Below are 14,471 nucleotides of genomic sequence, written 5' to 3'. Positions count from 1 at the left end.
GCCTCGCGCAGGAGGAAGAAGTTGCTGTCCGCCTTTCTCAGTGCGTTCCGTACGCCTGACCTGCGCAAGAAGCTGCTGTTCACAGTAGGCATCATCGCGGTCTACCGGCTGGGTGCGACGCTCCCCAGCCCGGGCGTCTCGTACGGCAACGTGCAGAAGTGCCTCGACTCCATCTCGGGTGACACGACGGGCCCGCTGAATCTGCTCAACCTCTTCTCCGGCGGAGCGCTGCTACAGCTCTCGGTCTTCGCGCTGGGCATCATGCCCTACATCACCGCGTCGATCATCCTGCAGCTGCTGACCGTCGTGATCCCCCGGCTGGAGCAGCTCCGCAAGGAGGGCCAGGCCGGCCAGGCGAAGATCACGCAGTACACCCGCTACCTGACCCTCGGGCTCGGTGTGCTGCAGGCCTCGGCGTTCGTGGCGCTGGCCCGCTCGGGCCAGCTGTTCCAGAACCGCTGCGACCAGTACCCGATCATCCCGACCGGCATCGGCATCCCGGACTGGCTGACCCTGACCATCCTGGTGATCACCATGACCGCCGGCACCGGCATGGTCATGTGGCTCGGTGAGCTGATCACCGACCGGGGCGTCGGCAACGGCATGTCCGTCCTGATCTTCACCTCGATCGCGGCCCGGCTGCCCGGCGAGGGCTGGAACATCAAGCAGAGCCAGGGCTGGGGCAAGTTCGCCCTGGTCATCGCGCTGGTCCTGGTGGTCATCACCGCGGTCACCTTCATCGAGCAGGCACAGCGTCGGATTCCGGTGCAGTACGCCAAGCGGATGATCGGCCGGCGAATGTACGGCGGCACCTCGACCTACATCCCGCTGAAGGTCAACCAGGCGGGTGTGATCCCGGTCATCTTCGGCTCGTCGCTGCTCTACCTGCCGCAGCTTGCCCTGCAGTTCTTCGACCAGAACGATCCGGGCAAGACCCAGGCGTGGATCCAGAACAACCTGGTCAACCCGAGCAGCCCGATCTACATCTCGGTCTACTTCCTGCTGATCATCTTCTTCACGTACTTCTACGTCTCGATCACGTTCAACCCGACCGAGGTCGCGGACAACATGAAGAAGTACGGCGGGTTCGTGCCGGGCATCCGGCCGGGCAAGCCGACGGCCGACTACCTGGACTTCATCCTCAGCCGGATCACCCTGCCGGGCGCGCTCTACCTCGGCGTCATCTCGATCCTGCCGAACTTCTTCTTCATCTGGCTGGACGACCAGCAGTACCAGAACTTCCCGTTCGGTGGCACCGCTGTGCTCATCATGGTCGGCGTCGGTCTGGAGACCGTGAAGCAGATCGAGAGCCAACTCATGCAGCGGAACTACGAAGGGTTCCTGCGGTAGATGAGACTCGTTCTGGTTGGCCCGCCGGGTGCGGGTAAGGGCACGCAGGCTGAGTTCGTCGCTGCGCACCTGTCGGTACCCAAGATCTCGACCGGAGACATCTTCCGCTCGAACGTCACCCAGGGCACGCCGCTCGGCGTCGAGGCGAAGCGCTACATGGACGCAGGCGAGCTGGTTCCGGACGAGGTAACCATCAACATGGTCCGGGACCGGCTGGCCGAGCCCGATGCCAGCGAGGGCTTCCTGCTCGACGGCTTCCCGCGGACCACTCCGCAGGCGGCCGCCCTGGACAAGCTCCTCGCCGACCTGGGCACCGCGCTGGATCTGGTCCTGGAGCTGGTGGTCGACGACGACGAGGTGATCCGGCGGCTCTCCGGTCGGCGTACCTGCCGGGGTTGCGGCAAGATCTGGCACGTCGAGTTCGACGCCACCACCCGGCCGGGTATCTGCGACAGGTGCGGCGCCGAGCTGTTCCAGCGCGACGACGACAAGCCGGAGACGATCGCCACCCGGCTTCGTGAGTACAGCGAGAAGACCGCGCCCCTGGTCGACTACTACGGCGCTCAGGGCAAGCTGGTCGGGATCGACGCCACCGGCCCGGTGGAGGACGTCACCACCCGGGCCATCGACGCACTGCGGTCGTACGGCGGCTGAGGTCCTGCCGGACCACGGCGGATAGAGTGCGAACAGCGGGGTACGCATGACGTGCCCCGCTGTTCGGCAACGAAAGGTAATCGCTCCATGCGTCGTCCCCAGCTGGACATCCAGCTGAAGACCCCTGACCAGATCGAGAAGATGCGGGCCGCCGGTCTGGTGGTCGCCGAGGCGCTCCGCCGGATGCGGGAGGCTGTCGCCCCCGGCGTGAGCACCGCTGATCTGGACGCCATCGCCGAGTCGACCATCCGCGAGGCGGGTGGTGTGCCGTCGTTCAAGGGCTACCACGGTTTCCCGGCGTCGATCTGCTCCTCGGTCAACGAGCAGATCGTGCACGCGATCCCGTCGCCGACGCAGGTGCTTCAGGCTGGTGACCTGATCTCGATCGACTGCGGCGCGGTGCTGGACGGGTGGCACGGCGACTCCGCCATCACCGTCGGGGTCGGCGACGTCAACCCGGCACTGCTGAAGATGGCCGAGGTCGCCGAGGACGCCATGTGGGCCGGCATCGCCGCCGCCGCCCGCGGCGCGGCCAGCGGCAAGGGCCGGCTCACCGACATCTCGCACGCCGTGGAGAGCGCCGTTCGCAAGGGCGGCCGCTACGGCATCGTCGACGGCTACGGCGGGCACGGCATCGGCACCGAGATGCACCAGGACCCGCACGTGCTCAACCACGGCCGGCCGGGCAAGGGTCCACGTCTGGTGCCGGGCATGGCGTTGGCCATCGAGCCGATGATCACGATGGCGTCCCCGCGTACGGTCGAGTTGGCCGACGGCTGGACGGTCGTCACCCGGGACGGCTCGATCGCGGCGCACGTCGAGCACTCGATGGCCCTGCTGCCGGACGGCGTGTGGGTCCTCACGGCCTTCGACGGCGGCCGCGCTCGCCTGGGCGACCTGGTGACCGCCCGCCAACCAGCAGCCTCCACCACCCCCTAAGCCCCACCCCCAACCCAACCCACCCCCACCCCCTGCCCCACCCAACCCCCTGCCCCACCCAACCCCCACCCCCGCCCGGCCCCGTCTCGTCCCGTTGATCATGGGGTTATCGGCACGACACGCCGCTGTCCCGAGCTATAACCCCATGATCGACCGGCGACCGGCGACCGGCGACCGGCGACCGGCGACCGGCGACCGGCGACCGGCGACCGGCGACCGGCGACCGGCGACCGGGGACCGGGGACCGGCGACCGGCGACCGGCGACCGGGGACCGGGGACCGGGGGTCGGCGGCCGAGGGCCGGGGCCGGTGGGTGGGGGTGGTTTTGGTGGGGCGCGGGGCTGGCTTGGGAGTGGCATGCTTGCCGGCATGGACGGGCGCGACGGAATGCGAGCCGCGGACGCGGACCGTGCGGCGGTGGCCGAACGGTTACGGGTCGCCCTCAACGAGGGGCGACTGGACCTGCACGAGTACGACGAGCGGTTGCAACGGGCCTACGCGGCCCGCACGTACGCCGAGTTGGAAGCTCTGCTCACCGACCTGCCGCCGGTGACGCCGTCGCAGTCGTCGGTCCTGGCGCCGGCGGCGGCCGGTGGGCCGGCCGTCAGCCCGCCGGCCGGCCAGCCCGACCAGGTACCGACCGGTGACGCCACGGCACGCTGGTTGGGTGAGTTGTGGCTGCCGTACCTGAAGGTGATCGCCATCGTGGTGGCCATCTGGGCGGTGACGTCGGTGCTCAGCCAGCAGCTGCTCTACTTCTGGCCAGGTTGGGTGGCGGGACCCTGGGGTGCGGTGCTGGTGGTGCGTACGGTCACGGGGTTGGCCGGGGGAGAGCCCCGGCGTCAGGCGATCGAGCGGGCGCGGCGGCGGCAGCGCAAACGGGCGAAGCGGGAACGCCGGCGGGAGCTGCGTTCCGGTGAATCCGACGAACGCGACGATCCGCAGCCGGCTGGCTGACCACCGGCGGCGTCGCCTCGGGCCGGGGGTGGTCAGGGTCACCGATCCGCAGGCGATCTCTCGGAGATCATCTGGCCCTCGGGTGGGGCTCAGCACCTGACCCGGCGGCGTGTTGGGTGGCCGGTTTGGCGTGCGACTGCAGGCCGGCGTACACTTTCAGATCGGCGCACAGCGTCCACTCCGGCATGCCCACCCTGCGCTTCGGTGGGAGCTGGAGCCGCGGCTGGCGCGGTCTTCTGGTTCTGATCAGATTTCCGTGTAAGACGTTGTGGGCCGCCCGGAGCAATCGACGTCAGGACAGCGGAGGACATGCCGAAAAAAGACGGAGCCATTGAGATCGAGGGTCGGGTCATCGAGCCCCTGCCGAACGCCATGTTCCGGGTGGAGCTCGCGAACGGCCACAAGGTGTTGGCTCACATCAGCGGCAAGATGCGGCAGCACTACATCCGCATCCTTCCGGAGGACCGGGTCGTCGTCGAACTCTCGCCGTACGACCTGACCCGCGGGCGCATCGTCTACCGCTACAAGTAGTCCTGACGACGGCCGGGAAGTCCCGTGTCTGTCTTCGACGTCCGGTGTCGCGTAGAGCGCGTCCCTGGGCCAGATGGGAAGTAAGGCAACCGTGAAGGTCAACCCGAGCGTCAAGAGGATCTGCCAGAAGTGCCGGGTTATCCGCCGGCACGGCCGGGTCATGGTCATCTGCAGCGACCCGCGCCACAAGCAGCGCCAGGGCTGACTCAGCCGTCCGGCCGGAACACGGCCGGGTGGTGTTGGTCCAGGCAGTCCGCAGCGACACACACATCACACATGCTCGTCCCAGCCGCGAGCGGTACGCCAGACGTACCTCTGCGTGGCTGACCCCCGGTCGGAGGCCGGGGCCCGCTCGGGCAGCGACCGATCCCGGTCGCCGGCGCTCACCGCGTCGGAAAGACGGGACGGCCGGTAGCGGGGTGGGACGGGTCCACACCTCCGCCACACATCACGAGGAGTACGCCCGCACATGGCACGTCTAGTCGGCGTGGATCTCCCCCGCGAAAAGCGGTTGGAGATCGCGCTCACCTACATCTTCGGGGTCGGTCGTACCCGCGCCCTGGAGACACTCGCCGCCACCGGCATCTCGCCGGACAAGCGCGCTCGGGACCTCACGGACGAGGAGCTCGTGCAGCTCCGCGACCACATCGAGGGCAACTACAAGGTTGAAGGCGACCTGCGCCGCGAGGTCGCCGCTGACATCCGCCGCAAGGTCGAGATCGGCTGCTACGCCGGCATCCGGCACCGCCGGGGCCTGCCCGTGCGTGGCCAGCGGACCAAGACCAATGCACGGACCCGCAAGGGCCCGAAGCGGACCGTCGCCGGCAAGAAGAAGCCCGGCAAGAAGTAGTTCTTGACCGGATGACGGGGTCGGCCGCCGCCGAGGCGGGTCAGGCCGCAACCCGATCCGGAAAGTCAACTAGGAGCGCACAGACTTATGCCACCGAAGGCTCGTGCCGGAGCCGCTGTAAAGAAGGTCCGGCGCAAGGAACGCAAGAACGTCGCCCACGGGCAGGCGCACATCAAGAGCACGTTCAACAACACCATCGTGTCCATCACGGACCCGACCGGTGCGGTCATCTCCTGGGCCTCCGCTGGCCAGGTGGGCTTCAAGGGCTCCCGCAAGTCGACTCCGTTCGCCGCGCAGCTGGCCGCCGAGGCTGCCGCGCGTCGCGCCATGGAGCACGGCATGCGCAAGGTCGACGTGTTCGTCAAGGGCCCCGGCTCCGGCCGGGAAACCGCCATCCGTTCGCTGCAGGCCGTGGGCCTCGAGGTCGGCCAGATCGCCGACGTCACCCCGCAGCCGCACAACGGGTGCCGTCCGCCGAAGCGTCGCCGGGTCTGAGAGGTAGAGAGAGATGGCTCGTTACACCGGTGCAGACTGCCGCCGTTGCCGGCGGGAGAAGATGAAGCTGTTCCTCAAGGGCAGCAAGTGCGATGGTCCGAAGTGCCCGTTCGAGTCCCGGCCGTTCCCGCCCGGGCAGCACGGCCGCGGCCGCACGAAGGAGACGGAGTACCTGCTCCAGCTCCGCGAGAAGCAGAAGGCCCGTCGGGTTTACGGCGTGCTGGAGAAGCAGCTCCGCGGTTACTACGAGGAAGCCGTTGGCAAGCAGGCGAAGACCGGTGAGGTCCTCCTGCAGATCCTCGAGTCGCGGCTGGACAACGTCGTTTACCGGGCCGGCTACGCCCACTCGCGGGACATGGCCCGCCAGCTGGTCAAGCACGGTCACTTCACGGTGAACGGCAAGAAGGTCGACATCCCGTCGTACCGCGTCAAGGAGCACGACATCATCGAGGTTCGGGGCAAGAGCAAGGAGCTCACCCCGTTCATCGTCGCGCAGGCTCAGGCCGGCTCGAAGACGGTTCCGGCGTGGCTTGAGGCCATCCCGAGCCAGATGAAGGTGCTCGTGCACTCCCTCCCGGCCCGGCAGGTCATCGACACGCAGGTCCAGGAACAGCTGATCGTCGAGCTCTACTCCAAGTAGTCCGAGCTCGTTCGGTGGTCCGCCCTTCGGGGCGGGCCACCGGAACAGTTTGTGTCGTGGGCGTCAAATAGCGGGCGCCCCGGAAGAGAAGAGAAAAGATGCTCATCAGTCAGCGGCCCTCCCTCTCCGAGGAGTCGATCAACGAGACCCGGTCGCGGTTCGCCATCGAGCCGCTCGAGCCGGGCTTCGGCTACACCCTGGGCAACTCGCTGCGGCGCACGCTGCTGTCGTCGATCCCGGGCGCGGCCGTCACCTCGATCAAGATCGACGGTGTCCTGCACGAGTTCACCACGATCCCCGGTGTCAAGGAGGACGTGGTCGAGCTCGTCATGAACATCAAGGAGCTGTGCGTCAGCTCCGAGCACGACGAGCCGGTCAGCATGTACCTGCGCAAGCAGGGCCCGGGCGACGTGACCGCGGGCGACATCCAGCCGCCGGCCGGCGTCTCGGTGCACAACCCGGATCTCAAGCTCGCCACCCTCAACGGCAAGGGCCGGCTCGACATGGAGCTGACCGTCGAGCGGGGCCGGGGCTACGTGACGGCGGCGCAGAACAAGCAGTCCGGCGCCGAGATCGGCCGTATCCCGGTCGACTCGATCTACTCGCCGGTGCTGAAGGTGACCTACCGCGTCGAGGCGACCCGTGTCGAGCAGCGCACCGACTTCGACCGGCTGATCATCGACGTCGAGACCAAGCCGTCGATGGGTCCGCGTACCGCGCTGGCCTCCGCCGGTTCGACGCTTGTCGAGCTGTTCGGGCTGGCCCGGGAGCTGGACGAGACCGCCGAGGGCATCGACATCGGGCCGTCCCCGCAGGACGCCCAGCTGGCGGCGGACCTGGCCCTGCCGATCGAGGAGCTGGACCTCACCGTCCGCTCCTACAACTGCCTCAAGCGCGAGGGCATCAACTCCGTTGGTGAGCTCATCGGGCGTACCGAGGCCGACCTCCTCGACATTCGCAACTTCGGTCAGAAGTCGATCGACGAGGTCAAGATGAAGCTCGCCGGGATGGGTCTCGGGCTGAAGGACTCGGCTCCGAACTTCGACCCGGCGCACGTCGTGGACACCTTCGGCGAGGCCGACTACGACACCGACGACTACCGCGAGACCGAGCAGCTCTAGTCCGCGCTGCCGCCACAACTGAGGAGCACCAAAAATGCCCACGCCCACCAAGGGCCCCCGCCTCGGCGGCAGCCCCTCGCACGAGCGGCTGATGCTCGCCAACCTGGCGACCGCGCTGTTCCAGCACGGCAAGATCCAGACCACCGAGACGAAGGCCCGTCGGCTGCGTCCGCTGGCCGAGCAGCTCATCACCAAGGCCAAGCGCGGTGACCTCGCCTCGCGGCGGCGGGTGCTGGGTGTCGTCAAGGACAAGGACGTGGTCTACGCCCTGTTCGACCAGATCGCGCCCCGGTACTCCAACCGCCCCGGCGGTTACACCCGGATCGTGAAGACCGGTCCGCGCAAGGGTGACAACGCGCCGATGGCCATCATCGAGCTGGTGGAGGAGCTTCAGGTCGCCGAGCCCAAGGTGAACAAGAAGACCGCCGCCCGCAAGGCCGCGCAGCAGGACAAGGTCGAGGCGCTCGCGCCGGCCGACGAGACCCCGCAGTCGGCCTCGACCGACCAGGACTCCGAGGCGCCGGTGTCGGCGTCCGGTGACACCGACGCCGCCCGCGAGGACAGCGACGAGGCCACCGAGAACAAGGCCTGATCAAGGGCAACGTCGGGCCCGGCACCCCATCGGGGTGCCGGGCCCGATCCGTAACAGGAGGTACGAGGTGGACGAGCGGATCCGGCTGCGGCTGGATGTCTCGTACGACGGCACGGACTTCTCCGGCTGGGCCGCCCAGCCGACCCGGCGCACCGTCGCGGGTGTGCTCGTCGAGACCCTGGACCTGGTCCTCGGCGCCGGCGCGGTCACCGGGCTGACGGTGGCCGGACGGACCGACGCGGGAGTCCACGCCACCGGGCAGGTCTGCCACCTGGACCTGCTGGTCGACGTGTGGCGGCAGCACGAGGGGCGGCTGCTGCGTCGGCTGGCCCGGCTGCTCCCCACCGACGTGCGCGTCCGGGCGATGACCGAGGTGCCGGCCGACTTCGACGCCCGATTCTCGGCGACCTTCCGGCGCTACGAGTACCGGGTCACCGATGCGCCCTTCGGCGCCGAGCCGTTGCGCCGGCACGAGGTGCTGGCCTGGCCGAAGCCGTTGGACCTGGCGGCGCTGAACGCCGCCGCGGCCGGGCTGGTGGGGGAGCACGACTTCGCCGCGTACTGCCGGCGCAAGGAGAACGCGACCACGTTGCGCGAGGTGACCCGGCTGGACTGGCGCCGTGATCCGGACGGCATCCTGGTCGCCACCGTGCAGGCCGACGCGTTCTGTCAGGCGATGGTGCGCAGCCTGGTGGGGGCGATGCTGGTGGCCGGGGACGGTCGCCGTCCGGTCGAGTGGCCGGGCAGCCTGCTCACCCGTCAGGACCGCTCCAGCGAGGTGACGGTGGCTCCCGCGCGTGGGCTGACCCTGGTCGCCGTCGGCTACCCCGCCGATCCGTCCGAGTACGCCCGCCGGGCCGACCTCACCCGTCGACTGCGGGTCCCGATCGAGGGCTGACCGCCGACGGTGGCGGGGCTCACTCCCCGGGCAGCTCGCCGTCGCCGCTGCCGGCGGTGGATTCCGGTGTCGGCGGGACGACTGTGGGTTCCGGCGTGGGCAGGACGGTGGTGGGTTCGGGCGTCGGCGGGGCGGTGGTGGGTTCCGGTGTCGGCTGGGCGGCGGTGCCACCGTCGGCCCGCTGTTGCAGGACTCCCCGGCTGAGGTGCAACTCGATCATGTCGAACAGGATCTCGCGCACCGTGGTGTCGCCCGCCTTGATCGTCGCCCCGTCCGCGCGGACGACAAGCGCGTACGCCAGGTAGTGGCCGCGTACCTGCCAGCCGACCCGGGCGGGGGCGCTGGTCAGCACGTCGGTGCCGTCGCTGTCGCCGGCGGTGAGGCCACGGAACCGGCCCTTCCGCTCGTCGAGGAGTGGGCGGATCCGGTCCCGGGCCCGTTCCGCGCTGACCTTGTCGGTGAGGTTGAACAACCCGGCGGTGACCAGGTGGTCGCCGTCGGGCGTCCGCAGTGTGGCCCGGACGACCTGGTTGCAGCCGAGGAGGGCCAGCAGGTCGGCGACCTCGCCGGTGGCGGCGACGGCGCAGCTTCCGCTGGATTGCGTCTTGAGCACCTGGTAACTCGGCTGGCCGTCGGTGAGTGTCAGCTCCTTGCCGGGGAAGAGTTCCTTGGCGGTGAGCGGGGCCTGGTCGGATTCCCGGGAGTCGAGTGCCGGTCGTTCCGGTCCGGCGGTTGCCGGGACGTAGTTCGGCTGGTTCGTGGGGTTGGCCGCCGGCTCCCCGTCGCGCTCGTCGAGCAGCGCGGCGGCGCCGAGGCCGCAGAGTGCGAGCAGCACCAGGACGGCCGCACCGCCGATCAGCACCTGCCACAGCCGGCCGTTCCCGCGCCCGGCTCCGGGCTGCGTGGCGGTGGCGGAGGTGTAGACCTGGCTGCGGGGCTCCTCGGGCGCGATGTGGGCACGGGTCGGCGCCGCCTGCGTCGACGGCAGCGCGAGCTGGTTCGCCCGGGGCAGCGACGGTGTGGGGAAGCGGGACGGAGAGGGCCCGGCCGGCGGGGGCGGACCGGCGCCGAACACCGACAGGTCGGACCCGGTCTCCGGGTACTCCTCGAAAGCGTCCTCATCGGACTCGTACCGATACACCATGTCGCCCAGAGTAGGAGTGATTGTCCCTTTAGGGGGTAATATCGGGTAAATGTGTGCGTGGGTCGCGTCATGGCGGGCCCGGACCGGTGCGAGAATTGCCGGCGTGACCGGCGACCACTACTTCAGCGCTCAGCCCGCCAGCGACGCTCCGCCGCGCGAGGTCGAGTTCTCCGTCGCCGACCGCGACTACCGGCTCGCCTCGGCCGGCGGCGTCTTCTCCGCCAGCCGCCTCGACCCGGGCACCGCCGTACTCCTGCGCAAGGCCGAGCTGCCCGCCGCCGACACCGCCGGCGACCTGCTCGACCTCGGCTGCGGTTTCGGCCCGATCGCGTGCGTGCTGGCCGACCTGGCACCGGCGAGCACGGTCTGGGCTGTCGACGTCAACGCCCGCGCCCGCGAGCTGACCGCCGCCAACGCGGCCCGGATCGGAGCCGCCGACCGGGTCCGGGTCCACGCCCCGGACGACGTGCCGGCGGACACCCGGTTCGCGCAGATCTGGTCCAACCCACCCATTCGCATCGGCAAGGACGAGCTGCACGAGCTGCTGCTGCGCTGGCTGCCCCGGCTCGCGCCGGACGGCGTCGGCTGGCTGGTCGTCGCCCGCCACCTCGGTGGCGACTCGCTGCAACGCTGGCTCACCGAGCAGAGCTGGCAGGTCGAGCGGTACGCCAGCCAGAAGGGCTTCCGGGTGCTGCGGCTCACCCGGTAATTGGATGTCCCTCCCGCCCTCGCTGGGGCAGGATCCCGGCGTGGGATACGTGGATGTGGCAGCGGTCGGGCACGTTCTGCCCGACGGTCGGGAACTCTTCGCCGACGTGTCGTTCCGGGTGGGTGAGGGCAGCAAGGTCGCCCTGGTCGGGCCGAACGGCGCGGGGAAGACGACCCTGTTGCGGATGGTCGCCGGTGACCTGCCGGTGCGCAGCGGCGCCGTCGCGCGGGCCGGTGGCCTGGGCGTGATGCGGCAGTTCATCGGCATGATCGGCGACGAGTCGACGCTCGCCGACCTGGCGTTGTCCCTGGCCCCGCCGTCGCTGCGCGACGCCGGCCGCCGACTCGCCGAGACCGAGGCGGCCATGCGGGCGGCCGAGGCCCACGGCAAGTTCAGCAACGCGGCGGGCAAGGCCCAGTTGGCGTACGCCGACGCGCTCGGCGCCTGGGGCGAGGCCGGCGGGTACGACGCCGAAGTACTCTTCGACACCGTCGCGACGATCGTGCTCGGCCAGCCCTGGGACGCCGTCCGAGACCGACCGGTGCGCACCCTCTCCGGGGGCCAGCAGAAGCGGTTCGCGTTGGAGTTGCTGCTGCGCGGCCCGGACGAGGTGCTGCTGCTCGACGAACCGGACAACTTCCTCGACGTACCCGGCAAACGCTGGCTGGAGGCGCGACTGCGCGAGTCGACGAAGTCGGTGCTCTACGTCTCGCACGACCGCGAGCTGCTGGCCCAGAGCGCCGACCGGGTGGTGGCCGTCGAGGGTGGCAGCGCCTGGGTGCACCCGAGCGGCTTCGCGAGCTGGTACGAGGCTCGGGTGGCTCGCCACGCCCGCCTCGACGAGCTGCGTCGACGCTGGGACGAGGAGCACCAGAAGCTGCGCGAGCTGATGCTGATGTACAAGCAGAAGGCCGCGTACAACGACGGGTTGGCCTCGCGCTATCAGGCCGCGCAGACCCGGCTGCGCAAGTTCGAGGAGGCCGGGCCGCCGCCCGTACCCCCGAAGGACCAGGACATCCGGATGCGGCTGAGCGGCGGACGGACCGGCAAGCGCGCGGTCGTCTGCGAGCAGCTGGAGCTCGACGGCCTGACCTTCCCCTTCGACCTGGAGATCTGGTACGGCGACCGGCTGGCGGTGCTCGGCGCCAACGGCACCGGCAAGTCGCACTTCCTGCGGCTGCTGGCCCGGGGCGGCACCGACCCCGACCCGGCCAACGGACCGGTCGACGGGGCGGGCGCGCTCGCGCCGGTGGCACACGACGGTACGGCCCGCCTCGGCGCCCGGGTCCGCCCCGGGCACTTCTCCCAGACCCACGACCGACCGGAGCTGATGTCGAAGACGCTCGTCGAAATTCTGTGGCGGGGTGACGAACACCGTCAGGGAATGGACCGGAACGCGGCGATGGGGGTGCTCAGCCGCTACGAGCTGGCCGCACAGGGCGACCAGCGCTTCGGCACGCTCTCCGGCGGTCAACAGGCCCGGTTCCTGGTGCTGCTGCTGGAACTGTCCGGAGCGACGCTGCTGCTGCTCGACGAGCCCACCGACAACCTCGACCTGGCCAGCGCGGAGGCCCTCGAAGCCGGCCTGAACGCGTTCGAGGGGACGGTGATCGCGGTCACCCACGACCGCTGGTTCACCCGCTCCTTCGACAGGTTCGTGCTGTTCCGAGGCGACAGCGAGGTGGTGGAGACCCCGGAGCCGGTCTGGGACGTGGGCTGAGCGGTCCGTGGGTCCGCCGCGGCCGACCGGCATAGGGTGGATCACGTGACTGACATGACCTATCGCCGGCTGGGCGACTCCGGGCTCGTGGTGTCCGTGGTCGGCATCGGCTGCAACAACTTCGGCCGCAAGCTCGACCTCGACGGCACCCGCGCGGTGGTGGACGCCGCCCTGGACGCCGGGATCACCCTGTTCGACACCGCCGACATCTACGGCGAGCCGCAGGGCAGTTCGGAGGAGTTGCTCGGGCAGGCGCTCAAGGGCCGCCGGGACGACGTGGTGGTGGCCACCAAGTTCGGCATGGACATGTTCGGCCTGAACGGGCCGGACTTCGGCGCCCGGGGTTCGCGGCGCTACATCGCCCGCGCGGTGGAGGCGTCGCTGCGCCGGCTCGGCACCGACCACATCGACCTCTACCAGATGCACGAGCCCGACCCGGGCACCCCGATCGACGAGACCCTCGCCGCCCTGGACGACCTGGTCCGCGACGGCAAGGTGCGCTACCTGGGCAACTCCAACTTCGCCGGCTGGCAGATCGCCGACGCGGACTGGGTGGCCTCGTCCAACGGCCGCTCCCGCTTCATCAGCGCGCAGAACCACTACAGCCTGCTGGAGCGCTCGGTCGAGACCGAGATCATCCCGGCCTGTGACCGGTTCGGCCTCGGCATGCTGCCGTTCTTCCCGCTCGCCAACGGGCTGCTCACCGGCAAGTACAAGCGCTCGGGTCAGCCGCCGGCCGGCAGCCGGCTCTCCGGCGGTGGCCGGTACGCGGAGCGGCTCGCGGCGGCCGACTGGGACACCATCGAGGCGATCGAGGCGTACGCGGCCGAGCGGGGCGTGAGCATGCTCCAGGTGGCGATCGGTGGGCTGGCGGCCCAGCCGGCGGTGACCTCGGTGATCGCCGGTGCCACCACGCCCGACCAGGTACGCGCCAATGCCGCCGCCGGCACCTGGGAGCCCAGCGACGAGGACCTGGCGGCGCTGCGCGCCATCCTCTGAACGAGCCGCGACGCACGCGCTGGCCTGATCCGGCCGGCCGCGCGCTGGGTGGCCGCGCGCTGGGTGGCCGCGCGCGCCGCCCGGTGATCCACTCGCGTTCCTTGGAATCGGGCTGACCCGCGGCCCGGGAGGCCCCGACTTCAAGGACACCGAGTCGATCACGGGCCGCTCGGGGCGGTCACGGGCCGCTCGGGGCGGTCACGGGCCGCTTGGGACGGCAACGGGCCGGGCCGCTCGTGGCGGCCCGGCCCGGTTGTCGCGGTGGTGCTGGGTGGCTGTCGGTCAGTCGTTCGGCGTGTCGGTGCGGCGGCGGCCGAACAGCATGGCCACCCCCATCGCCCCGGCGACGAGGACCAGGCCGGCCGCCGCGAACGGCCACCAGCCGGCACCCGCCCCGCCGCCGCCGTCAGTCGGCTCGTTGACCGCCACCGGCTTGGGTGCCGGCGGAGACTGCGCGGCACGGGCCTGCACCGTGGCGGTGGCCTTGCCCGGCAGGGGAGCCGGGGAGTTCACAGTCACCTTCCACGTGCCGGCAGTGAGCAGCTTTCCGCTGCTGTAGAAGCCCTGCCCCTCGGGCTGCGGCTCCAACTGCACCGGGCCGACCTTCTGCCCGTCCGGGCCGGTGGCGGTGAGCACCAACCGCACCACCCGGTCCAGCCGCCGGCCATCGGCGTAGGTGGCCTGGATGGTGACTCCCTCGGCCCCGTCGCCGGCCACCGTCAGCTTGAGTTTGTCGGCCCGGGCGGCCGCCGGGGCAGCGGACAACAGGGTCAGGGCCAGCCCGGCGAACACGGCGGCCAACACCTTGCGGATAACCGTCACGGACATCTCCTCGACTACGAATGAGGGAGGCCCCTCCCCGACGCCGAAGC

Annotated in this window: 17 protein-coding genes; 15 read left to right on the top strand and 2 right to left on the bottom strand. The window is 70.2% G+C overall.

Annotated elements, in window-relative coordinates:
- Positions 1-21 precede the first annotated feature (21 nt).
- From secY to truA, 12 genes are all read left to right on the top strand, one after another.
- Positions 22-1,350, top strand: coding sequence for a preprotein translocase subunit SecY (gene secY / locus AB0C25_RS06125; RefSeq protein ID WP_357370192.1), 1,329 nt, complete (start codon positions 22-24; stop codon positions 1,348-1,350).
- Positions 1,351-2,004, top strand: a complete 654-nt coding sequence (locus AB0C25_RS06120) for an adenylate kinase (protein WP_007465256.1) — start codon at positions 1,351-1,353, stop codon at positions 2,002-2,004.
- 87 nt (positions 2,005-2,091) lie between these two features.
- Positions 2,092-2,943, top strand: a complete 852-nt coding sequence (gene map / locus AB0C25_RS06115; protein WP_357370190.1) for a type I methionyl aminopeptidase — start codon at positions 2,092-2,094, stop codon at positions 2,941-2,943.
- Between the two features lie 369 nt (positions 2,944-3,312).
- Positions 3,313-3,900 (top strand): DUF1707 domain-containing protein, encoded by a 588-nt coding sequence (locus tag AB0C25_RS06110; protein ID WP_357370188.1) that lies wholly within the window; start codon positions 3,313-3,315, stop codon positions 3,898-3,900.
- Positions 3,901-4,209: 309 nt separating this feature from the next.
- Positions 4,210-4,431, top strand: coding sequence for a translation initiation factor IF-1 (infA, locus tag AB0C25_RS06105; RefSeq protein WP_007073013.1), 222 nt, complete (start codon positions 4,210-4,212; stop codon positions 4,429-4,431).
- Between the two features lie 91 nt (positions 4,432-4,522).
- Positions 4,523-4,636, top strand: a complete 114-nt coding sequence (rpmJ, locus tag AB0C25_RS06100) for a 50S ribosomal protein L36 (RefSeq protein WP_357253706.1) — start codon at positions 4,523-4,525, stop codon at positions 4,634-4,636.
- A gap of 264 nt (positions 4,637-4,900) precedes the next feature.
- Positions 4,901-5,281 carry a 30S ribosomal protein S13 gene (gene rpsM, locus AB0C25_RS06095; RefSeq protein WP_030329917.1) on the top strand — a complete coding sequence of 127 codons (381 nt, stop codon included), beginning with the start codon at positions 4,901-4,903 and terminating at the stop codon, positions 5,279-5,281.
- Between the two features lie 87 nt (positions 5,282-5,368).
- Positions 5,369-5,776: a 30S ribosomal protein S11 gene (gene rpsK, locus AB0C25_RS06090; protein ID WP_030329919.1), complete on the top strand. Its 408-nt coding sequence runs from the start codon at positions 5,369-5,371 to the stop codon at positions 5,774-5,776.
- Positions 5,777-5,789: 13 nt separating this feature from the next.
- On the top strand, positions 5,790-6,416 hold the full coding sequence (rpsD, locus tag AB0C25_RS06085) for a 30S ribosomal protein S4 (protein ID WP_357370186.1): 627 nt from the start codon (positions 5,790-5,792) through the stop codon (positions 6,414-6,416).
- A gap of 98 nt (positions 6,417-6,514) precedes the next feature.
- Positions 6,515-7,537 (top strand): DNA-directed RNA polymerase subunit alpha, encoded by a 1,023-nt coding sequence (locus tag AB0C25_RS06080; RefSeq protein WP_007465227.1) that lies wholly within the window; start codon positions 6,515-6,517, stop codon positions 7,535-7,537.
- Positions 7,538-7,571: 34 nt separating this feature from the next.
- On the top strand, positions 7,572-8,129 hold the full coding sequence (rplQ, locus tag AB0C25_RS06075) for a 50S ribosomal protein L17 (RefSeq protein ID WP_357370184.1): 558 nt from the start codon (positions 7,572-7,574) through the stop codon (positions 8,127-8,129).
- 67 nt (positions 8,130-8,196) lie between these two features.
- Positions 8,197-9,027, top strand: coding sequence for a tRNA pseudouridine(38-40) synthase TruA (gene truA / locus AB0C25_RS06070; RefSeq protein WP_357370182.1), 831 nt, complete (start codon positions 8,197-8,199; stop codon positions 9,025-9,027).
- 19 nt (positions 9,028-9,046) lie between these two features.
- Here the strand turns inward: truA and AB0C25_RS06065 are convergent, their stop codons facing one another.
- Positions 9,047-10,171: a hypothetical protein gene (locus AB0C25_RS06065; RefSeq protein ID WP_357370180.1), complete on the bottom strand. Its 1,125-nt coding sequence runs from the start codon at positions 10,169-10,171 to the stop codon at positions 9,047-9,049.
- Between the two features lie 103 nt (positions 10,172-10,274).
- On the opposite strand from AB0C25_RS06065, the gene AB0C25_RS06060 reads away from it, so the two are divergent.
- Genes AB0C25_RS06060 through AB0C25_RS06050 form a run of 3 tightly spaced genes read left to right on the top strand, consistent with a single transcriptional unit; the run spans position 10,275 to position 13,599 of the window.
- Positions 10,275-10,880, top strand: a complete 606-nt coding sequence (locus AB0C25_RS06060) for a methyltransferase (protein ID WP_357253554.1) — start codon at positions 10,275-10,277, stop codon at positions 10,878-10,880.
- Between the two features lie 40 nt (positions 10,881-10,920).
- Positions 10,921-12,600, top strand: a complete 1,680-nt coding sequence (locus AB0C25_RS06055) for an ATP-binding cassette domain-containing protein (protein ID WP_357370178.1) — start codon at positions 10,921-10,923, stop codon at positions 12,598-12,600.
- A 54-nt stretch (positions 12,601-12,654) separates the two neighbouring features.
- Entirely contained in the window at positions 12,655-13,599 is a 945-nt protein-coding gene (locus AB0C25_RS06050) for an aldo/keto reductase (RefSeq protein WP_357371038.1), read from the top strand.
- A 282-nt stretch (positions 13,600-13,881) separates the two neighbouring features.
- On the opposite strand, the gene AB0C25_RS06045 is transcribed toward AB0C25_RS06050, so the two are convergent.
- Positions 13,882-14,427 carry a hypothetical protein gene (locus tag AB0C25_RS06045; protein ID WP_357370176.1) on the bottom strand — a complete coding sequence of 182 codons (546 nt, stop codon included), beginning with the start codon at positions 14,425-14,427 and terminating at the stop codon, positions 13,882-13,884.
- Between the last annotated feature and the right edge of the window lie 44 nt (positions 14,428-14,471).

The sequence above is a fragment of the Micromonospora sp. NPDC048839 genome (assembly GCF_040649915.1).
Lineage (GTDB): Bacteria > Actinomycetota > Actinomycetes > Mycobacteriales > Micromonosporaceae > Micromonospora.
The sequence above is the reverse complement of the archived record's forward strand: the minus strand, read 5'-3'. Positions and strand labels throughout refer to the sequence as shown.